At 63.4% G+C, this 20,300-nt stretch carries 17 protein-coding genes and 1 tRNA gene; 12 read left to right on the forward strand and 6 right to left on the reverse strand.

The window, feature by feature from the left end; genetic code table 11:
• Nucleotides 1-12: 12 nt before the first annotated feature.
• The 4 genes from proB to rplU all read right to left on the reverse strand — a co-directional run bounded on the left by proB (nucleotide 13) and on the right by rplU (nucleotide 2,955).
• Nucleotides 13-1,131 (reverse strand): glutamate 5-kinase, encoded by a 1,119-nt coding sequence (gene proB / locus V5B60_RS07310; protein ID WP_332346405.1) that lies wholly within the window; start codon nucleotides 1,129-1,131, stop codon nucleotides 13-15.
• Complete coding sequence (cgtA, locus tag V5B60_RS07315; RefSeq protein WP_332346406.1) at nucleotides 1,128-2,228, reverse strand: Obg family GTPase CgtA; 1,101 nt, start codon at nucleotides 2,226-2,228, stop codon at nucleotides 1,128-1,130. The genes proB and cgtA overlap by 4 nt, the downstream gene beginning before the upstream one ends.
• 105 nt (nucleotides 2,229-2,333) lie before the next feature.
• Nucleotides 2,334-2,600 carry a 50S ribosomal protein L27 gene (gene rpmA / locus V5B60_RS07320; RefSeq protein ID WP_034934898.1) on the reverse strand — a complete coding sequence of 89 codons (267 nt, stop codon included), beginning with the start codon at nucleotides 2,598-2,600 and terminating at the stop codon, nucleotides 2,334-2,336.
• A 19-nt stretch (nucleotides 2,601-2,619) separates the two neighbouring features.
• On the reverse strand, nucleotides 2,620-2,955 hold the full coding sequence (rplU, locus tag V5B60_RS07325; RefSeq protein WP_332346407.1) for a 50S ribosomal protein L21: 336 nt from the start codon (nucleotides 2,953-2,955) through the stop codon (nucleotides 2,620-2,622).
• A 173-nt stretch (nucleotides 2,956-3,128) separates the two neighbouring features.
• On the opposite strand from rplU, the gene V5B60_RS07330 reads away from it, so the two are divergent.
• From V5B60_RS07330 to ampD, 6 genes are all read left to right on the forward strand, one after another.
• Entirely contained in the window at nucleotides 3,129-4,091 is a 963-nt protein-coding gene (locus tag V5B60_RS07330; protein ID WP_434735310.1) for a polyprenyl synthetase family protein, read from the forward strand.
• 18 nt (nucleotides 4,092-4,109) lie between these two features.
• Nucleotides 4,110-4,186 (forward strand) — tRNA-Pro (locus V5B60_RS07335).
• Nucleotides 4,187-4,341: 155 nt separating this feature from the next.
• Nucleotides 4,342-4,569, forward strand: coding sequence for a PP0621 family protein (locus V5B60_RS07340; RefSeq protein WP_332346409.1), 228 nt, complete (start codon nucleotides 4,342-4,344; stop codon nucleotides 4,567-4,569).
• Between the two features lie 7 nt (nucleotides 4,570-4,576).
• Nucleotides 4,577-6,166: a two-component system sensor histidine kinase NtrB gene (locus V5B60_RS07345; protein WP_332346410.1), complete on the forward strand. Its 1,590-nt coding sequence runs from the start codon at nucleotides 4,577-4,579 to the stop codon at nucleotides 6,164-6,166.
• Nucleotides 6,160-7,530, forward strand: a complete 1,371-nt coding sequence (locus tag V5B60_RS07350) for a sigma-54-dependent transcriptional regulator (protein WP_332346411.1) — start codon at nucleotides 6,160-6,162, stop codon at nucleotides 7,528-7,530. The genes V5B60_RS07345 and V5B60_RS07350 overlap by 7 nt, the downstream gene beginning before the upstream one ends.
• Nucleotides 7,527-8,108: a 1,6-anhydro-N-acetylmuramyl-L-alanine amidase AmpD gene (gene ampD, locus V5B60_RS07355; protein WP_332346412.1), complete on the forward strand. Its 582-nt coding sequence runs from the start codon at nucleotides 7,527-7,529 to the stop codon at nucleotides 8,106-8,108. The genes V5B60_RS07350 and ampD overlap by 4 nt, the downstream gene beginning before the upstream one ends.
• Nucleotides 8,109-8,144: 36 nt before the next feature.
• Here ampD and V5B60_RS07360 read toward each other — a convergent pair whose 3' ends face one another.
• Nucleotides 8,145-9,311 carry a pyridoxal phosphate-dependent aminotransferase gene (locus V5B60_RS07360; protein WP_332346413.1) on the reverse strand — a complete coding sequence of 389 codons (1,167 nt, stop codon included), beginning with the start codon at nucleotides 9,309-9,311 and terminating at the stop codon, nucleotides 8,145-8,147.
• Nucleotides 9,312-9,427: 116 nt separating this feature from the next.
• Nucleotides 9,428-11,266, reverse strand: coding sequence for a phosphoenolpyruvate carboxykinase (GTP) (locus V5B60_RS07365; protein WP_332346414.1), 1,839 nt, complete (start codon nucleotides 11,264-11,266; stop codon nucleotides 9,428-9,430).
• 361 nt (nucleotides 11,267-11,627) lie between these two features.
• Between V5B60_RS07365 and V5B60_RS07370 the strand changes: the two genes are divergently transcribed.
• From V5B60_RS07370 to cysW, 6 genes are all read left to right on the forward strand, one after another.
• Nucleotides 11,628-13,928, forward strand: coding sequence for an NADP-dependent malic enzyme (locus tag V5B60_RS07370; protein ID WP_332346415.1), 2,301 nt, complete (start codon nucleotides 11,628-11,630; stop codon nucleotides 13,926-13,928).
• A 209-nt stretch (nucleotides 13,929-14,137) separates the two neighbouring features.
• The gene (gene pbpG, locus V5B60_RS07375) at nucleotides 14,138-15,373 is read left to right on the forward strand and encodes a D-alanyl-D-alanine endopeptidase (protein ID WP_434735311.1); all 1,236 of its coding nucleotides are present in this window, start codon (nucleotides 14,138-14,140) and stop codon (nucleotides 15,371-15,373) included.
• A 429-nt stretch (nucleotides 15,374-15,802) separates the two neighbouring features.
• A complete protein-coding gene (gene ltrA, locus V5B60_RS07380; RefSeq protein ID WP_332346417.1) occupies nucleotides 15,803-17,173 on the forward strand; it encodes a group II intron reverse transcriptase/maturase in 1,371 nt (456 codons plus the stop codon).
• A gap of 268 nt (nucleotides 17,174-17,441) precedes the next feature.
• A complete protein-coding gene (locus tag V5B60_RS07385) occupies nucleotides 17,442-18,443 on the forward strand; it encodes a sulfate ABC transporter substrate-binding protein (protein ID WP_332346418.1) in 1,002 nt (333 codons plus the stop codon).
• A 49-nt stretch (nucleotides 18,444-18,492) separates the two neighbouring features.
• Nucleotides 18,493-19,347 carry a sulfate ABC transporter permease subunit CysT gene (gene cysT / locus V5B60_RS07390; protein ID WP_332346419.1) on the forward strand — a complete coding sequence of 285 codons (855 nt, stop codon included), beginning with the start codon at nucleotides 18,493-18,495 and terminating at the stop codon, nucleotides 19,345-19,347.
• The gene (gene cysW, locus V5B60_RS07395; protein WP_332346420.1) at nucleotides 19,344-20,222 is read left to right on the forward strand and encodes a sulfate ABC transporter permease subunit CysW; all 879 of its coding nucleotides are present in this window, start codon (nucleotides 19,344-19,346) and stop codon (nucleotides 20,220-20,222) included. The genes cysT and cysW overlap by 4 nt, the downstream gene beginning before the upstream one ends.
• The last annotated feature ends 78 nt before the right edge of the window (nucleotides 20,223-20,300 follow it).

A 20,300-nucleotide genomic window follows, 5' to 3' on the forward strand; every position in this document is an offset into this window, starting at 1 on the left:
CGTCCCCGGTGCTCAGGTCAGGATCAGGTTGTCGCGATGGATGATTTCGGGCTCGTCGATGTAACCGAGGATGTCCTCGATTTCCTGACTGGCCCGGCGCGCAATGCGCCGCGCGTCGCTACTGCCGTAGTTCACCAGTCCGCGGGCAATCTCGCCGCCGTCCTCGGCGACGCAGGCAACGGCGGCGCCACGTTCGAACTCGCCAAGCACCGCGAGAACGCCGATGGGCAACAGGCTCCTGCCCTCGCGCAGAGCGCAGATGGCGCCACCGTCGAGCAGCAGCCGGCCGTTCAACTGCAGGTGGTCGGCGAGCCACTGTTTGCGCGCAGTGAGCGGCGGTGTTTCGGAGACCAGCAGCGTCCCCAGCGGTTCTCCGCGCAGCAGACGGAGGATGGCGTCGCTGGTGCGGCCGCTGGCGATGACCGTATGGGCACCGCTGCGTGCCGCGCGTTTGGCGGCGATGACCTTGGTGATCATGCCGCCCTTGCCAAACTGGGTGCCGGCACCGCCGGCCATGGTTTCGAGGGCGGGCAGTCCGGCGCGCGCCTCGCTGATCATCGTCGCTGTCGAGTCCTTGCGCGGATCAGCAGTGAACAGGCCCTGCTGGTCGGTGAGTATGAGCAGGCAGTCCGCTTCAATCAGGTTGGCGACCAGAGCGCCGAGTGTGTCGTTGTCGCCAAACTTGATCTCATCGGTGACGACCGTGTCGTTCTCGTTGATGATCGGCACGACGCCCAGATCCAGCAAGGTGCTCAGCGTTGAACGGGCGTTGAGGTAGCGCTTGCGGTCCGCGAGATCATCGTGCGTCAGCAGGACTTGCGCTGTGTGCACGCCATAGCGACCGAAAGCGCTCTCATAGACCTGCGCCAGGCCCATCTGGCCGACCGCGGCAGCGGCCTGCAACTCGTGCACGGCATGTGGTCGCTTCCGCCAGCCAAGACGTTGCAGACCACAGGCGATCGCGCCCGAGGATACGAGGACGACCTGCTTGCCAAGGCGGTGCACTTCGGCGATCTGTCGTGCCCAATCGGAGATGGCGGCAAGGTGCAGGCCTTCGCCGTTGTTCGTCACCAGAGCCGATCCGACCTTGACGACGACACGGCGTGCTGCGGCAATGCGGGTGGTGGTCATACCGGGCGCCGGTCTGCTTCGTTTGGCGGCCACTCCGGCCACGAGCCTTCGCCCGCCGCCTCCGCGTCGGCAGCGGTGGGTCGCGGCATCCCGTCGAGTGCTTCCTGCAATCGCTGCGTCAACTCCACGCAGCCGCCGCCGTTGATGGCACTGATTCGGAAGCAAGCGGCATGATCCGCTTCGCAGGCTTGCAGAAAGCTGGCAATGCGGGCTTCGAGTTCATCGGGCGGAATCAGGTCGAGCTTGCTGAGCACCAGCCAGCGCGGCTTCTCGGCGAGTTCGGGATCGTAGCGTTCGAGCTCACGGACGATGGTTTGCGCATCGCGGACCGGGTCGGCGGCAGGATCGTTTGGGGCCAGGTCGACGATGTGGAGCAGCAGTCGGGTTCTCTTGAGGTGCTTTAGGAAGCGGATGCCGAGGCCGGCGCCATTGGCAGCGCCACTGATCAGGCCGGGAATGTCGGCGATGACGAAGCTCCTCCCGTCGTCGACGCGGACGACTCCGAGGTGTGGTTCGAGGGTGGTGAACGGGTAATCGGCGACCTTCGGTCGGGCGGCCGACACGGCGCGCAGGAGAGTGCTCTTGCCGGCGTTGGGCAGGCCCAGAAGGCCGACATCGGCAAGCAGACGCAACTCGAGCCGGAGGTCCCGCTGTTCGCCCGGCTCGCCGCGGGTGCACTGGCGTGGAGTCCGATTGACGCTGGACTTGAAATGGACATTGCCTAGGCCGCCACGGCCACCCTTGGCCAGCAGAACCTTCTTGCCGTCGCAATCGAGATCGGCGAGGACTTGGTTGCTGTTGAGATCGGCGATGACCGTACCGATCGGCACGCGCAGGGTGAGATCCTGCCCGCGCTTGCCGTAGCAGTCACTCGAGCGCCCGTTCTCGCCGCGCTTGGCGCGGAACCGACGCACGTAGCGGTACTCGATCAGCGTGTTCACGTTGCGGTCGGCAACGAAGTGCACGTTGCCGCCATGGCCGCCGTCACCCCCGTCAGGACCACCCTCGGGCTCATACTTCTCGCGCCGGAACGAGGCGATCCCATTGCCGCCGTCGCCGGCGGCGATCGAGATCCTGGCCTCGTCAATGAACTTCATGGCTGTCGTCCTGCCCAGGTTCGGGAGTGCAAACAAAAAGCCCTACCGGAGATGATAGGGCTTGGGCCTGATCGGGCTGGCATGCTACGGCCAACTTGCGCTGCTTCAGTCGGCGGCAAGCGGAACGATGCTGACCGTGCGCCGGGCAAGCGCTCCCTTGATGGCGAACTGTACATGACCGTCCACCAGGGCGAACAGCGTGTGGTCCTTGCCGATGCCCATGTTCTCGCCCGGATGGTAGGCGGTGCCACGCTGGCGAACGATGATGTTGCCGGCGCGAACGAGTTGTCCGCCATAGCGCTTGACGCCAAGGCGTTTCGCTTCCGAGTCGCGGCCATTGCGTACGCTGCCGCCGGCTTTCTTGTGTGCCATGGATCAGACTCCTTTCGTGTCAGGCTGCAGTGGCCATCGCGACGCCGGGGGCGATGGCATCAACGCGAATCTCGGTGTAGTTCTGGCGGTGCCCTTGGTGCTTTTGTGAGTGCTTGCGCCGACGCATCTTGAAGATGCGGATCTTGTCGTGACGGCCGTGAGACAGCACAGTTGCCCTGACTGCTGCCCCGGCGACCAGCGGCGTGCCGATTTGCACCGACTCGCCGTCACCGAGCATGAGAACCTGATCAAGGCTAACTTCTGCGCCAACTTCTGCCGGTATCTGTTCTATTTTCAATTTCTCGCCGCTGACAACACGATATTGCTTGCCACCGGTTCTTATCACCGCGTACATGTTGGACTCCAGGTTGACTAAAACTGAACGATGTGCAGCAAAGAACCGCGCATTGTACCTTCTTTTCGGCTCCAGTCAAAGCCTTTTCGGGGGCGCGACCTCGGCTTGCTTGACGCACGGGAGGGCGACGCCTAAGATCCCCAAGTTTCGTGCCAGGGTGCCGTGTGGTGAGAATGGAGCAGCTGTACAGGCTGATCGGGTCGGACATGACCGCTGTCGATGCGGTGATCCGTCAACGCCTGCATTCGGAAGTCGCGCTGGTGCGGCAGGTAGCCGAGTACATCGTGCATAGCGGAGGCAAGAGGCTGCGGCCGGCGTTGGTGCTGCTTGCGGCGGGGGCGCTCGATTATCGCGGCGCGCACCATCATCACCTGGCGGCGGTCATCGAGTTCATTCACACGGCGACGCTCCTGCACGATGATGTGGTGGACGCCTCCAACCTGCGGCGTGGCCACCAGACTGCCAACGCACTGTTCGGCAATTCGGCCAGCGTGCTGGTGGGGGACTTCCTTTATTCGCGTGCCTTTCAGATGATGGTCGCGGTGAACGACATGCGCATCATGCAGGTGTTGTCTGATGCGACGAACGTCATCGCCGAGGGCGAGGTCCTGCAGTTGATGAACTGCCACGATGCCGACGTCGATGAGGATGGCTATCTGCAGGTTATCCGCTACAAGACGGCCAAGCTGTTCGAGGCCGCCGCACAGGTTGGCGCCATCATCGGCGGCGCCGATACGGCTGTCGAGCGAGCCATGGCAGTCTATGGGATGCATCTTGGCACCGCTTTTCAGCTGATCGATGACGTACTGGACTATTCCGGCGCCGAACTGGAGACCGGCAAGCATCTGGGAGACGATCTCGCGGAGGGGAAGCCGACGTTGCCGTTGATCTTCGTTCTGCAGAATGGCACTCCCGAGCAGGCGGCGAGCGTGCGGCGAGCGATCGAGGACGGTGGCCGGGACAACCTGCCCGAGATCCTGGCGGCGGTGCATGACACCGGCGCGCTCGAGTATGCGCGGCGCCGAGCGGCGGCTGAAGCCGATCTTGCTGCGCACGCCCTGGCAGCCGTTCCCGCTTCTCAGCACCGGGATTCCCTGTTAGAATTGTGCCTCTTCGCGGTTGCCAGGACTTACTAGCTCTGGTGTCGCTTCGGTCGGGGCGTAGCTCAGCCTGGTAGAGTACTGCGTTCGGGACGCAGGAGTCGGAGGTTCGAATCCTCTCGCCCCGACCAACCGTCGCCTTCAGCTTGGCGCTCTGGTGTCGCCCATTTCGTTGTCGGGTTCGCTCGCGGGTGCGGGCGGCGTTTGCCGCCGGGTCTGCGCAGCCCATTGCGGGTTGCCGGCCATCTGCTATGCTTCGACGCTCCGCAGGTCTCTTCGTGTCGCGATGACGAAATACCTTCTTCTGCTCGCTCTCGGGCTCCTCGCATGGTGGGCGTGGCGTGGTTGGCGCAAGTCCGCTGGGAGAGCTGCGCAGGGTGATCGCGAGGTCGAGCGAATGGTGCAGTGTGCTCACTGTGGCGTCAATCAGCCCATCAGCGAGAGCTTGCTGGCCAACGGCCGTTACTACTGCTGTGCCGCCCACCTGCGCGAATCTGGACACGGCGGCGACTGAGGAGCCGGTGTCGAGGACGGGCGGGCGTGATCCGGAGAGCTTCTCCGAGACGCGCTGGAGGTCGCTGCGATACTTCCAGCTCTATCGCTTCGTGGTTGCCGCGCTGCTGTTCTTTTCGGCACTGCTTTATCCTTCGGCCTTGCCCGTTCTCACCCTGAATCAGGGAGGGCTCCATGTCGGGCTGGCCGGCGGATACCTCTTCAGCACGATTCTCTCGGCTGTCGTCGCGTACGCTTGGCGGCAGCACGCGAGCAGCCAGATCACCGCCAGCGTGCTCCTCGATGTGCTGGTGATGACACTGCTGATTCACGTCGGCGGTGGCCTTGGCGGTGGCTTCGGATCGATGCTCCTGGTGACCCTTGCCGGTGCAGGCCTCGTCGGGCAGGGTCGACTGGTGATCTTCTATGCTGCGCTGGCGACCATCGCCGTACTCGTTGAGCAGTCGTATCGCGCGCTGCAGACGGAGCTCGAAGCGACAGCCTTCTTCCATGCCGGCGTCTTCAGCATCGCTTTCTTTGCCGTTGCCATCTCGGCGCGGTTGCTCGCCCGTCGGCTCCTCGCCAACGAGGAGCTTGCGCGTCGTCGGGGCATCGATCTGAAGAAGCAGACTCTGGTCAGCCAGAGAGTGATCGAGGAGATGCAGGAGGGGGTTCTGGTACTCGGCGATGACGCACGGGTTGCCCAATGCAACCCGCGCGCCAGGCACCTGCTGGCCGCCAGCGAGAGCGGCGAGCCGGTTCTGCGCGAGTGCTCGCCCGAACTGCTGCAGTCCTTCGCCGATTGGCGGCGGCAGCCTGATGGTGGCGCAGTGTTGGTACAGGTGCCAGCGAACGGAGTGCAGTTGCGCGTGCGGTTCGTTGGGACCACCGGTGGTGACAGCGATGTGCTGGTTTTTCTCGAGGACATGAGCCGCCTGCGTGAGCAGGCGCAGCAGATCAAGCTGGCAGCGCTTGGGCGCTTGACGGCGAGCATTGCGCACGAGATCCGCAATCCGCTGTCGGCAATCCGCCACGCCGGCGAGCTGATGCGGGAGGAGCGGCGCGGCGAACTGTACGAACGGCTGTTGCGCATCCTGCTCGACAATACCCAGCGCGTGGAACGTATCGTCAGCGATGTCCTGGAACTGGGCCGTCGCGATCGCGTGTATAGCGAGCTGATCGACCTGCGACAATTGCTGCCAGCATTCGCCGAAGAGTGGTCGACCAGGGAGCAGCTCGCCACCGATGTGATCCGGCTGGAGGTGTGCGGCGACGCACGTATCTGCTTTGATCGGTCTCATCTGCATCAGGTATTGTGGAACCTGCTCAGCAACGCGCTGCGGCATTCCCGCCGGGTGGCCGGCAGCGTCCGTCTGCTGGTTGGCGATGGTCGGGTGGCGGGGCAGGTGGAACTGCACGTGATCGACGATGGTGAGGGTGTGGCCGATGACTTGCGGGAACAGATCTTCGAGCCCTTCTTCACGACCCATCATCGCGGGACCGGTCTTGGCCTGTACATAGCGCGCGAGCTGTGCGAGGCGAACGAGGCACGTCTCGAACTGCTGGGACGTGGCAAGGGTGCAGATTTTCGTCTCCTGGGGAGGGCTCTGGGTTGTTGACTGGCAAGGTGCAACGTCGCCCACGCGGCGATCTGGCTCGTGTTCTGGTGGTCGATGATGAGGCGGACATCCGCGAACTCCTCGATCTTACCGTGGCACGAATGGGACTCTTGGCGGACTGCGCAGCGACGGTTGCCGAGGCACGAAAGTTCCTCGAACAGCAGCGCTACCAGCTGTGTCTGACGGACATGCGACTTCCGGACGGGGATGGGCTGGCGATCGTCAGGCTGATCGCCGAGAGCTACGGCGAAACGCCGGTGGCGGTGATCACGGCCTTCGGCACGACGCAGAATGCTGTCGCCGCGCTGAAAGCCGGGGCTTTCGACTACCTCGCCAAGCCGGTGGCGCTGGAGCAGTTGCGCAGCCTCATCAAGTCGGCGCTCAACCTGCCTCGGCGCAGCGGCGGGACGGGTGACGGGGAAGGCAGCGAAGCTGCGACACGACTCATCGGTACGTCGCCAGCCATCATTCATGTACGCGAGATGATCGACAAGCTTGCCCGCAGCCAGGCGCCAGTGTACATCTCCGGTGAGTCGGGCACTGGCAAGGAACTGGCTGCGCGACTGATTCACGATCAGAGCGCGCGCCGCAGCGCACCCTTTGTGCCCGTGAACTGCGGGGCGATTCCCGAAAACCTGATGGAGAGCGAGTTCTTCGGTTACCGTAAGGGGGCTTTCACCGGCGCAGACAGCGATCGCCCCGGGTTCTTCCAGGCCGCGCAGGGGGGGACGCTGTTTCTCGACGAGGTGGCCGACCTGCCTCTGGGAATGCAGGTCAAGCTCCTGCGTGCGATACAAGAGAAAAAGGTGCGCCAGGTTGGCAGCACAGTCGAGGAGCCGGTGGACCTGCGGATCATTTCGGCGACTCATCACCAGCTCAGGGATTGTGTCGATGCCGGATCCTTCCGCCAGGATCTTTACTATCGAGTCAACGTCATCGAACTCAGGATGCCGCCGCTGCGCGAGCGTCGCGAAGACATTGCATCACTGGCCGAATCCATGCTTGTCCGGCTCTGCGGACCGCAGCCACCGCGCCTCGACCCCGAGGCAGCGAGGATGCTGAACGACTACAGTTTCCCCGGCAACGTGCGCGAGCTCGAGAACATCCTGGAGCGTGCCACAGCGCTCTGCAGCGGCCAGACTGTAGTGGTCGACGATCTGCAGCTGGCGCCAGCGACCGCAGTTCGTGACAGTCTTGGTAGGGAGGGCGAGACTCTCGATGACTACATCAATCGCATCGAGAAACAGGCCATTCTCGAAGCCCTGACCAAGACCGAATTCAATCGAACGGCGGCAGCCCGTCTGCTGGGCGTCAGCTTTCGCTCACTGCGCTATCGCATCGAGCGCTTGGGAATCGAAGAATGAGTCGGCCCTGTCTGGCACCCGCGCCGGCAGTTGACGATGCGGGTTGGGTGGACGGTGCCTTGCGCATCAACTCGCCCAATTGCGATGAACGGCCGGACGGCGAGACGGTCTCGCTGATCGTCGTGCATGCGATCAGCCTGCCGCCGGCCTCCTTCGGCGGTGACGCGATCATTCGCCTGTTCACCAATCGGCTCGACGCCGCTGCCCATCCCTACTTCGCTGAGGTCGCCGGCATGCGGGTTTCGGCGCATTTCCTGATCAGGCGCGATGGCGAGTTGATCCAGTTGGTCTCGTGCCGCCAGCGCGCGTGGCACGCGGGGCTTTCTTCCTGGCAGGGCCGACCTCGCTGCAACGACTTCTCGCTCGGCATCGAACTGGAGGGCTGCGATGAAGCACCCTTCACCGAGGCGCAGTACGGCTGCCTGTTGGACCTGCTGGTGTGCCTGTGTTCACGTTTTCCAATCACTGCGGTGGTCGGTCACAGTGACATCGCTCCCGGGCGCAAGACCGACCCTGGGCCGTTTTTCGACTGGCGCCGTCTGGCGGCGTTCGGTAGTCTGCCGGGATTGCTGCGCTGACGCGGCTGCTGCCGTACGTACGCTGGCGGTGGATCGTCAGGCTGGGCCCAGAAAGCAGCGAATCCGGTCGACGGCTTCCGCCAGTCGCGTCACGTCGCTGGTGTAGGCAAAGCGCAGATGCCTCTCGGGCAGGTTGCTGCCGAAGTCGAGTCCGGGCGTTGCGGCAACTCCGACCGACTCGAGCAACTCGCTGGCGAAACGAGTACTGTCGTCGGTGAGTTGCGAGCAATCCGCATAGAGGTAGAATGCCCCCTCCGGCCTTGCCGGGAAGCGGAATCCCAGGGCTCCGAGCGCTGGTGCCAGGAAGTCCCGTCGCTTCCGGAATTCGTTGCGGTGCTCCTCGAGGATGGCGATGGTGTCCGGGCGGAAGGCCGCGAGGGCGGCGTACTGCGCGGCCGCGGACGGCGAGATGAAGAGATTCTGCGCCAGCTTCTCGATGTCGCGAAGGAAGCGTGGCGGCACGACGAGCCAGCCGAGACGCCAGCCCGTCATGTTGAAGTACTTCGAGAAACTCTGGACGACGAAGACGTCATCGTCGAACTCAAGGGCGCTCCTGGCATCGCGCCCGTAGGTCAGCCCGTGGTAGATTTCGTCGATGATCAGCTGTCCGCCCCTCTGGCGGACAAAGCGGGCGATGTCGGCCAATCTCTGGTCAGGGAGCAGGGTTCCCGTCGGATTGGCTGGCGATGCGAACAGGGCTCCGGCTGTCCGTTCACTCCAGAATCGGGCCAGGTCATCCACAGTCGGCTGGAAGTTGCTCTCGCCGCTCACCGGAATGCCGATTGGCCGGCCCTCGAAGCAGCGCACGAAATGCCGGTTGCAGGGGTAGCCAGGGTCGGTCAGGAGCCATTCGCTGCCCGGTTCGGTGAGACAGGCCATCGCCAGCAGCAGGCCGCCGGAAGCGCCGGCGGTGACGACGATGCGCGACGTCGGGACGTTGAGGCCGTAGCGCGTGGCGTAGAAGGCCGCAATTGCGGTACGCAGTTCGGGCAGACCGAGGGCGGCCGTATAGCGAACGCGACCGCCGGCGATGTACGCTTGCGCTGCCGCCACGATCGGTTGCGGCGTCGGGAAGTCAGGCTCGCCGACTTCCATGTGGATGATGTCGCGGCCTCCGGCTTCGAGTTCCTTGGCACGCGTCATCAACTCCATGACGTGGAAGGGTGCGATGTCGGCCAAGCGGCGCGCGGGAAGACTGGGCATGCTGGTCTGTTGCTCGTGGTGGGGATGAAGCCGTCAGTTTAGCCGTAAGCCAATCCGCACACACAAAGAAGCCGCCCGCAGGCGGCTTCCTTTCGACCTGGGCGCGGAACTCCCGGTCAGGCGGCCTGGAATTCCTTCTCGAACTCGTCGCGAACGTCGGCGAGCTTGGCGGGCAGCTTGTCACCCATCTTGCCAAACCAGTCCTTGACTCCATCGAGCTCGCTCAGCCACGCCTGTTTGTCGAGGCTGGTGACGCCGGCGAACTGGGCCATGGAGAAGTCGCTGCCACTCCAGTCGAGGTCTTCGTAGTTGGGCATCCAGCCAAGGGTCGTCTCCCTGGCGGAAGCCTTGCCCTCGCAACGCTCAATGATCCACTTCAGGACACGGGCGTTGTCGCCGAAGCCCGGCCAGGCAAACTCGCCTTTTTCGTTCATGCGGAACCAGTTGACCATGAAAATCGGCACGGGGTTGTCGGTCGCCTTGCCCATCTGCAGCCAGTGGTTGTAATAGTCGGCCATGTTGTAGCCGCAGAAGGGCAGCATCGCGAAGGGGTCGCGACGAACGACACCTTGTTGGCCGAAGGCGGCAGCCGTGGTTTCCGACCCGAGGGTGGCCGCGGCATAGACCCCGTGCTCCCAGTCGCGCGTCTGGCAAACCAGCGGCACGGTCGAGCCGCGCCGGCCGCCGAACAGGAAGGCCGAGATCGGCACTCCTTCCGGATCCTGCCACTTGGGATCGATGCATGGGCACTGGGAAGCCGGTGCGGTGAAACGCGAGTTCGGGTGCGCCGCCTTGGTGCCCTTTTCCTTGGCGATCTCCGGTGTCCAGTCATTGCCTTGCCAGTCGATCGCGTGCGCTGGTGCCGGGCCCATGCCTTCCCACCAGACATCGCCGTCATCGGTCAGCGCGACGTTGGTGAAGATTGTATTCTCGGCGAGCGAGGCCATGGCATTGAAGTTGGTCTTCTCGTTCGTGCCCGGGGCGACGCCGAAGAAGCCGGCCTCCGGATTGATCGCATAGAGCCGAGTGACACCGTTCTTGTCCTTGCGCGGCTTGATCCAGGCGATGTCGTCGCCAATGGTGGTGATCTTCCAGCCACTCAGGCTTTGTGGAGGAACCAGCATGGCGAAGTTGGTCTTGCCGCAGGCAGACGGGAAGGCGGCCGCGACGTAATGCTTGTCACCGGCGGGAGACTCGACGCCGAGGATCAGCATGTGTTCGGCCATCCAGCCGTCGTCACGCGCCATGTTGGAGGCGATGCGCAGGGCGAGGCACTTCTTGCCGAGCAGGGCATTGCCGCCGTAGCCCGAGCCGTAGGACCAGATTTCGCGCGTTTCGGGATAGTGGACGATGTACTTGGTGGTCGGGTTGCAGGGCCAGCGCGGGTCCTGCTGGCCCGGCTGCTTCGGCGCTCCAATCGAGTGTACACAGGGAACGAAGCTGCCGTCGGTCCCGAGGACCGGGAAGACGTCCTTGCCCATGCGGGTCATGATCCGCATGTTCACCACGACGTAGGCGCTGTCGGTGATCTCGACGCCGATCTGGGCGATCGGCGAGCCGATGGGACCCATCGAGAAGGGGATGACGTACATTGTGCGCCCCTTCATGCACCCCTTGAACAGGCCACTGAGGATGCCCCGCATCTTGGCGGGATCTTCCCAGTTGTTGGTGGGACCGGCGTCCTCCTGCTTCTCGGAGCAGATGTAGGTGCGGTCCTCCACGCGCGCGACGTCGGATGGATCCGAGAAAGCGAGGAAGGAGTTCTTGCGCTTCTTGAGCTTGATGAAGGTGCCGGCTTCGACCAGTTCAGCACAGAGACGATCATACTCTTCCTGCGAGCCGTCGGCCCACACGACGCTGGCCGGTTCGGTGAGCGCCGCAATCTCGGCAACCCATTTCTTCAGGCGTTCATGTTTGACGTAGTCGGGGGCGTTGATGGAAACAGTCTGGTTCATGGTAATCACTCTCGAATGAAGGTAGAGAAGCGGAACTTACCGTGGAGCGGCGCGCGCGGAGCCAAACCGCAAGGGCCGGAAACCGGAGTAGTCTGTCCAGCCCGGTCGGATGCGACGCGTCGGTCGCGGTTGGCGAGGAACAAGCCCAGTGCAGGGGGTGAGGTCAGCATGCCAGGCGGTGGTGCTACAAGGAACGGAGGGTTTGTGTAATTATGCCACAGGTCCGCTTCCGACCGGTGGTCGACAACGTCAAGAGCCCGGCTGCGATGGCCCGCGGCGTCTCGCTGGCAGCCAGAGTGGCTGCCCATCGGGCGCGCCATTGACGGCAGTGGGGGCGCGATGAAACTGAGGAGAAGAAAAGATGAAAAAGGAACGAGAGCAACTGCGGACGGCTGCCCTGTTCTACCACCGCAACCCGAAACCGGGGAAGGTGGCGATACAGCCGACGAAGCAACTGGCCAACCAATACGACCTGTCGATGGCTTACTCACCCGGCGTCGCTGCGGCGTGCGAGGAAATCGCTGCGCTGCCGGCTGAAGTCAGCACCCTCACCTCGCGCGCCAATCTGGTGGGCGTGATCACCAATGGCACGGCGGTCCTGGGGCTGGGCGCAATCGGTCCGCTGGCGGCGAAGCCGGTCATGGAAGGCAAGGCGGTACTGTTCAAGAAGTTCGCCAACATCGACGTTTTCGACCTCGAGATCGACGAACGGGATCCGGATCGTCTGGTAGACATCGTCGCCTCGCTGGAGCCGACCTTCGGCGGCATCAATCTCGAGGACATCAAGGCGCCCGAGTGCTTCCACGTCGAGAAGAAGCTGCGTCAGAGGATGAAGATCCCGGTGTTCCACGACGATCAGCATGGTACGGCGATCGTCGTCGGTGCAGCGATTCTCAATGGACTCTTCCTGCAGGACAAGCAACTGGATCAGGTGAAGCTGGTGACATCCGGCGCCGGTGCCGCCGCTCTGGCCTGTCTCGACCTGCTGGTGATGCTTGGTTTGCCGGTTGGCAACATCTGGGTGACCGACATCAAGGGGCTCGTATATGAAGGGCGCGTCGAGGAGATGGATGAAATCAAGGCGCGCTATGCCAAGCGCACCGATGCGCGGACGCTTGGCGAAGTGATCGTCGGCGCCGACGTCTTCCTCGGGCTGTCGGCCGGCGGCGTATTGAAGCCGGCGATGGTCGCGCAGATGGCGCCGTTGCCTCTGATCATGGCGCTTGCCAATCCCAATCCGGAGATCCGGCCGGAAGATGTCAGGGCGGTGCGTGACGACGCGATCATCGCCACCGGGCGTTCGGACTATCCGAACCAGGTCAACAACGTGCTCTGCTTTCCCTTCATCTTCCGTGGCGCATTGGACGTCGGCGCGACCACCATCAGCGACGAGATGAAACTGGCGGCGGTGCGGGCCATCGCCGAGCTGGCGCGTGTCGAGCAGTCGGAAGTGGCCCTCAAGGCCTACGGCGAGAAGCATGCCAACTTCGGTCCCGAATACCTGATTCCCAATCCGTTCGATCCGCGGCTGATCGGCAAGATCGCTCCCGCGGTAGCAGAGGCAGCCATGGCGTCGGGAGTTGCCAGCCGGCCGCTGAAGGACGTGGAAGCCTATCGCGAGAGTCTGCACGAGTTCGTCTACCACTTCGGCCTGATCATGAAGCCGGTCTTCTCGCAGGCCAAGCAAGCGCCCCGGCGCGTGGTCTTCGCCGAAGGTGAGGACGACCGCGTCCTGCGCGCCATCCAGGTGATCGTCGACGAGGGGATCGCGCGACCCATCCTGATCGGCCATCCGGAAGAAATCGAGCGCAAGCTCGTGGCACTGAACCTTCGGGTCACGCCGGAGGACGATTTCGACATCGTGTACGCCGACAACAACTCCTTCTTCGACGAGCATTTCGAGTCCTACTGGCGCGAGTACCGGCGCCTGATGGAGCGTAAGGGGGTTTCGGCCGATTTCGCTCGCCGCGAGGTGCGCCGTCGGGCCTCACTGTTCGGTGCGATGATGGTCCGCATGGGTGATGCCGATGGCCTGATCTGCGGCACTTTCGGTCGTCACGACGTGCATCGCGAGTATGTCGAGAACGTCATCGGTCTGGCTCCCGGTGTCAGCGACCTCTACGCCATGAGCTTGCTCGTGCTGCCCGACCGGACGCTGTTCATCGCCGACACTTACATCAACTACGAGCCTTCGGCCGAGCAGCTGGTCGACATGACGCTGCTCGCTGCCGACGAGGTGCGCCGGTTCGGCATCCAGCCCCGGGTCGCCCTGCTGTCGCACTCTTCTTTCGGCTCGGAGAACACCCCGACGGCGTTGAAGATGCGTCGAGCTCTGCAGCTGCTCAAGGACCGCGCCCCACGGCTTGAGGTCGAGGGCGAGATGCATGGCGATGCCGCGCTCGACGAGCACATTCGTCAGCGGGTGTTTCCGAGTGACGCCCGCCTCAAGGGACAGGCCAACCTGCTGATCATGCCGACCCTCGATGCCGCGAACATCTCGTTCAACCTGCTCAAGATCGCTTCTGGCGACAATCTGACCATTGGTCCAATTCTCCTCGGGGCTGCGCAGCCGGTGCATATCCTGACTTCCACGGCGACCGTTCGACGCATCGTCAACATGACGGCCCTGACCGTAGTCGACAAGCTGATGAACGAACGCTGAGCGGTCCACTCTTGGCGGCAGGGGTCGCCACAGCGGCATGGTGGATTCTGCCAAGCTTCATTGGGTCTTGTTTCCCGCACGGGCTCCTGCATAATGTGCTACATTACATAGCTCGCGTATCTGCTTATTTTTGATCGTCTATGGCCTTGCTGGCCCGGGCCGCCGGAGCACGCCGACAAGGTAAATCATGAGGGAGAGGTGCAATGCGGATGACTCTGAGAGCCTTGACGGGGTTGTGCGTGGTGTTGCTGACGCCACTCGTGGCGTCGACCGGGACGCTGTACGCGGCCGAACAGGGCAATGGAAAGACCAAGTCGGCGGCGAACAAGACGAAGGTGAACGTGACGGCGAAAGCCAGCACGTCCAAACCTGTGGCGCAGAAGAACCCTCCCGCGACGGGGCAGAACCGGGCGGCCAAGCGGAACACCAGCCCCACGGCGGTGGCAGAACAGAGGAAGGTTGGCCTGGCTGCCGACCGGGAGTCCAGGAACAAGGAGGCAAAGCAACTCTCCGGTCGGGCCAAGGGCAGTCTGCGCCAGGATCCCGGCAAGCCGTCTGCTCTGGCCGCGAAGAGGGGTTTACCGCCGCCCCGTGAAGCAGCCGCGGCAGCCCAGGCTTACCAGAAGAGGAATCTGACGCGCGCGATTGCCGGCAGCGCGGACCTCTGGCACGAGCCGGGTCAACTCGCCGTACACTCAGGCTCGGCGCTGGTCATCGGCCAGGATGCCGGAGAGTTGCTGTACGAGAAGAATGCCAACGCCGTCGTACCGATCGCGTCGATCACCAAGGTCATGACCGCGATGGTGGTGCTTGACAGCATGCCGAATCTGCAGGCGCCGATCAGCATCAGCGACGAAGATGTCGATTATCTGCGCGGCAGCCGTTCCCGCCTTGGAGTGGGGACAGTGATCACGCGCGAGACGGCCCTGTTGCTGGCGCTCATGTCATCGGAAAACCGTGCCTCGCACGCGCTCGCTCGTCACTATCCGGGCGGTCTGCAGGCCTTCGTTGCAGCAATGAACCGCAAGGCCGCGTCGCTGGGGATGGTCCACACACGCTTCGAGGATCCCACCGGATTGAGCAGCAACAATGTATCGACCGCACATGATCTCGCACGAATGGTCGCTGCAGCGCACCGCTACCCGCTGATCCGCGAATTCTCGACGACGCCCGGTGTGCGCGCCGAAGTGAAAGGCCGTGAACTCGACTTTCACAACACGAACCAGTTGGTGAGCAGTCCGACTTGGGAAATCGGCCTGTCGAAGACCGGTTACATCCAGGAAGCCGGCAAGTGTCTGGTGATGCAGGCGCGCGTTGCCGACAAGCCGGTGGTCATCGTGCTTCTCGATTCGGCCGGCAAGCAGACCCGCATTGGCGACGCCAATCGTATCAAGCGCTGGATGGAGAGCGCGTCGGCTGCCGGCCGACTGCCGACGCCGGTCTGAGCCGCAAGCGAGGGGGCACCGAGCCACGGCATGCCGTGGCTCTTTTTTTGGTGCGCCCAGCATGGGCGCACTCTTGCGGGTGCAAGTCCCGCCGTAAGTTGATCACAGCGAACGAAGCGAAGCGCAACTGCCTGAGGGCGACCGATGGTGGGAAGGAAGCGTGGAGCGAAACTGCGAGCCGATGAACAAGAACCGGATAGAAGGCGCTGCCGAGCAGGGCGAGCGGGCCAGAGACCGCGAAGCTCTCGTGATCAAGGCGAAGTGGCGTAGATTCGGCGGCTGTGCAGGGAAGGAGTGCGTTCTTACCTGGGGAGCTCTCGCCTTATGGCTGAAAGGCCGACGGAGACAAGCCGGAGCGAGAAGTCAGCAGAGGCCATAGTAGCCGCCGGTAGCGGGCGAAGGGTCGAACGAGTAGGAGGGCCGACGGCCATGTTGCTTGGAAGTGCAATGCATCAGAAGCTCGGGCAACCGGGGCGCAAGGTGGGAGGGCGAGGTGAAGCCAAGCCCGAAGCGTTGCGTGATGAAGCACGGCCGGCGCGACAGGGACTCGAAGGTTCAGGGCGAGATGAGCTGCTCACGCAGGCGCTCGCGAGCGCGAACATGGTAATGGCGTGGAAACGCGTCAAAGCCAATCGCGGCAGTGCTGGGGTGGATGGACGGACGATTGTCGAGACGGCGGCGTACCTGAGAACGCACTGGCCGGGGATTCGGGAGGCATTACTGAACGGCAGTTACCGGCCTGAGCCAGTGCGGCGCGTACAGATTCCGAAGACCGGTGGCGGGATGCGGGAATTGGGGATTCCGACGGTGACGGATCGGCTGATCCAGCAAGCCCTGCTGCAGGTCTTGCAGCCGATGATTGATCCGACGTTCTCCGAATACAGCTTCGGCTTCCGACCCGGACGCCGTGCGCACGACGCCGTGCTCACGGCGCGGCGCTACGTGCAGGACGGTTACCGGATGGTGGTCGATGTCGATTTGGAGAAGTTCTTCGACCGGGTCAATCACGACATTCTGATGGAACGGTTATCGAGGCGAATCGACGACAAGGCCGTGCTGCGGCTGATTCGTCGTTACCTTGTGGCCGGCATCATGGATGGCGGCGTGGTCATGCAGCGGTACGAGGGGACGCCGCAAGGCGGCCCGCTGTCGCCGCTGCTGGCTAATGTGTTGCTCGACGAGGTGGATCGTGCGCTGGAAACGCGTGGTCATCGTTTCGTTCGCTATGCCGACGACTGCAATGTCTATGTGCGCAGTCGGCAGGCCGGTGAGCGGGTACTCAATGGGCTGCGCCGACTCTATGAGCAACTTCACCTGAAGGTGAATGAAGCCAAGACGGCGGTTGCACCGGCATCTGGTCGCAAGTTCCTGAGCTTTAGCTTCTGGTATGGTCCAGGTGGCCAAGTGAAATGCCGGGTTGCCGACAAGGCAAAAGAAACCTACAAGCAACGCATCCGACAACTGACGCGTCGCTCGGGCGGGCGTAGCCTGCCGGACGTAGTGGAACGGCTCCGGACTTACATGCCGGGCTGGAAGGGATACTTTCAGCTTGCGCAGACGCCGAAAGTGTTCCGCGAACTCGACGAGTGGTTGCGTCACCGGTTGCGTGCTCTGCAACTCAAGCACTGGCGTCGGGGTACGACGATGTATCGGGAATTGCTGGCGTTGGGTGCTGCTAAGCCGGATGCCCATCGGATCGCCGCAAACAGCCGTCGATGGTGGCGTAACAGCTGCTTCGCGCTGAATCGTGTGATGCCGATCGCTTACTTCGACCGACTCGGCGTGCCGCGTCTCTCATAACCTCAACTACTTGAACCGCCCGGTGCGGACCCGCATGCCGGTTGTGTGGCAGGGGAACGGTCAGGTACTCTGACCGCCCCTATGCCGATTGTGGGCTTGGCAGTCCCTCCCGTTGCCACCCTCGGGTTCGCGCCTCGGACCGGTGTGGGCTGGAGCTGCGGCGAGTACCTATAACCATTGGCGATAAGCACATAAAAATTGATCCTTTGTGGTTCTAACCTTCTTCGCTATCATGGCCGCCTGTTCTGCGATGACGATGGAGAAGCGCATGTCCGGATTCCTTCACAGGCTGGGTGCGACCCTGCTGCTCGGCCTCATTGCCCTGCCCGTCTGGGCTGAACTCAGCCTGCTCAACGTCTCCTATGACGTCTCCAGGGATTTCTACAAGGATTACAACCCGTTGTTCCAGAAGCACTGGAAAGCGCTGGGCGGCGAGTTGGTCGAACTGAAGCAATCGCATGCCGGGTCCAGCAAGCAGGTGCGGGCGGTCGCCGACGGGCTCGAAGCAGACGTGGTGACGATGAATCAGGCGTCCGACGTAGATTTTCTGGCGGAAAAGGGCCTGGTTGCCAAGGACTACGCCAAGCGCTTTGCCAACAATGCTTCGCCGTACACGTCGACGATGGTATTCATCGTTCGCAAGGCCAACCCGAAAGGGATCCGCGACTGGCCCGACCTCGTCAAGCCGGGCGTCCAGGTGATCCTGCCGCATCCCAAGAACACTGGCAACGGCCGCTATACCTACCTCGCGGCCTGGGGTTTCGCACTCGCCCAGCCCGGCGGCAACGACCGCAGCGCGCAGGATTTCGTCGCCAGGCTGATGCAGAACGCGCCCCTGTTCGCCGCCGGGGGCCGCGACGCAACGACCACGTTCATGCAGCGCAGGATCGGCGACGTCCTCGTCTCTTTCGAGAGCGAGGCCGAGCTCATCGCGCGCGAGTTCGGCAAGGGTGAGTTCGCCGTCGTGTACCCATCGCTGTCGATCCTCACCGAGTTTCCCGTCGCCATCGTGAACCCGGTGGTGGACAAGAAGGGAACGCGCAAGCTGGCACAGGCCTATCTCGAGTACCTGTGGTCGCCGGCCGGCCAGGAAAACGCGGCGCAGAACTATCTGCGGCCGCGCAGTCCGGAGCTGCTGAAGAAATATGCCGAGCAGTTCCCGCCGGTGCGGACCTTCACTGTCGACGAGGTGTTCGGCGGCTGGAGCAAGGCCTTTCCGGCGCACTTCAAGGACGGCGGCACCTTCGACCAGATCTATCAGAAGAAGTAGCCCCGGGAACAGCTGCCATGCCACGGTTTCTGCTTGCGTTGGCCGCCTGATGCGCTCGCCGACTGCTCCCGGGCAATTGTTGCCCGGCTTTCGGTTGTCGCTGGGCTGCGCTGTCCTGTACCTGTCCCTACTCGTCCTGTTGCCGCTGTCGGGACTGGTCTTCAAGGCGAGCCAGCTGAGCCTTGCCGCATTCTGGGAGATCGCCAGCGGTGAGCGGGCGCTGGCGTCCTATCGGGTGACCTTTGGCGCCTCACTGCTCGCGGCGTCGATCAACACGGTTTTCGGGCTGATCGTGGCCTGGGTTCTCGTTCGCTACTCCTTCCCCGGCAAGCGAGTGATCGATGCCTTGGTGGATCTGCCTTTTGCCCTGCCGACGGCCGTTGCCGGGATCACCCTGGCGACCCTCTACGCCGGCAATGGCTGGATCGGGCGCTACCTGGAAGCACTCGGTTTCAAGATCGCCTTTGCGCCCCCAGGCATCGTCGTCGCCCTGACCTTCATTGGCTTGCCATTCGTCGTCCGTACGCTGCAACCGGTGATCGAGGACATCGAGCCCGAGGTCGAGGAGGCCGCCGCGTCGCTCGGCGCCTCTCGGCTGCAGACCTTCGTCCGTGTGCTCTGGCCAGCGCTCCTGCCGGCGTTGTTGACCGGCTTCACGCTTGCCTTCTCACGCTCCATTGGCGAGTACGGATCGGTCATCTTCATCGCCGGCAACATGCCGCTGATCTCCGAGATCACGCCGCTGCTCATCATCTCGAAGCTCGAACAGTACGACGTCGTGGGGGCGACTGCGCTGGCCGTGGTGATGCTGTTCATTTCCTTCATCATGCTGTTCGTCGTCAACGGGCTGCAGTGGTGGGCGGCCACCCGTCACGGTCGCGCGGCCGACGGCGGGCTACGGTGAGCGCTGCGGCCGGCCGGCGGGCGACTGCCGAACCGCCCTGGCTGCGGCACGTGCTGCTCGCGGTCGGGCTCGGCTTCCTCTTCTTCTTCCTGCTCCTGCCCTTGCTGGCGGTATTTGCCGAGGCTTTCGCCGCCGGCGGGCGCGCCTATCTGGAAGCCCTGCAGGATCGTGACGCACGGTCGGCGATCGCGCTGACGCTGCTCGTTGCGTTCATCGTGCTGCCGCTCAACATCGGCTTTGGCGTGGCTGCCGCGTGGGCAATCGCCAAGTTCGCGTTTCGCGGCAAGAGCCTGCTGATCACCCTGATCGACCTCCCGTTCGCGGTCTCGCCGGTGGTGGTCGGCCTCGTCTTCCTGCTGATCTTCGGGGCGCAGGGCCTTTTCGGGCCCTGGCTGGCGGCGAACGACATCAAGGTGGTGTTCGCGCTTCCCGCGATCGTTCTGGTGACGATGTTCATTACCCTGCCTTTCGTCGCGCGCGAGCTGATTCCCCTGATGCAGGCGCAGGGCAGGGAGGAGGAGGAGGCCGCGATATCGCTCGGAGCAACCGGCTGGCAGATGTTCCGTCGCGTGACGCTGCCCAACATCCGGTGGGGTCTCCTTTACGGCGTGATTCTCGCCAACGCCCGTGCGATGGGCGAGTTCGGTGCCGTATCGGTGGTCTCCGGGCACATTCGCGGCGAAACCAACACGCTGCCACTGCACGTCGAGATCCTCTACAACGAGTACAACGCAGTCGGTGCCTTCGCATCGGCGTCGGTTCTGGCGCTCCTTGCCCTCGTGACACTGGTCGCGAAGACGGTCGTCGAGTGGCGGATGCGTCGTGAAATGCGCATGCTGTCGAGCGAACCGGCGGCGGAAAACAGCGCACCATGAGCAGCGAGGAAACGGGCGGAGCCGTCTTGCCCCGGCCCTGCGACCGGCTAACGACAGGGGTACGATGACCTTGATGGA

It is taken from the genome of Accumulibacter sp., assembly GCF_036625195.1.
Classification (GTDB): Bacteria; Pseudomonadota; Gammaproteobacteria; order Burkholderiales; family Rhodocyclaceae; genus Accumulibacter.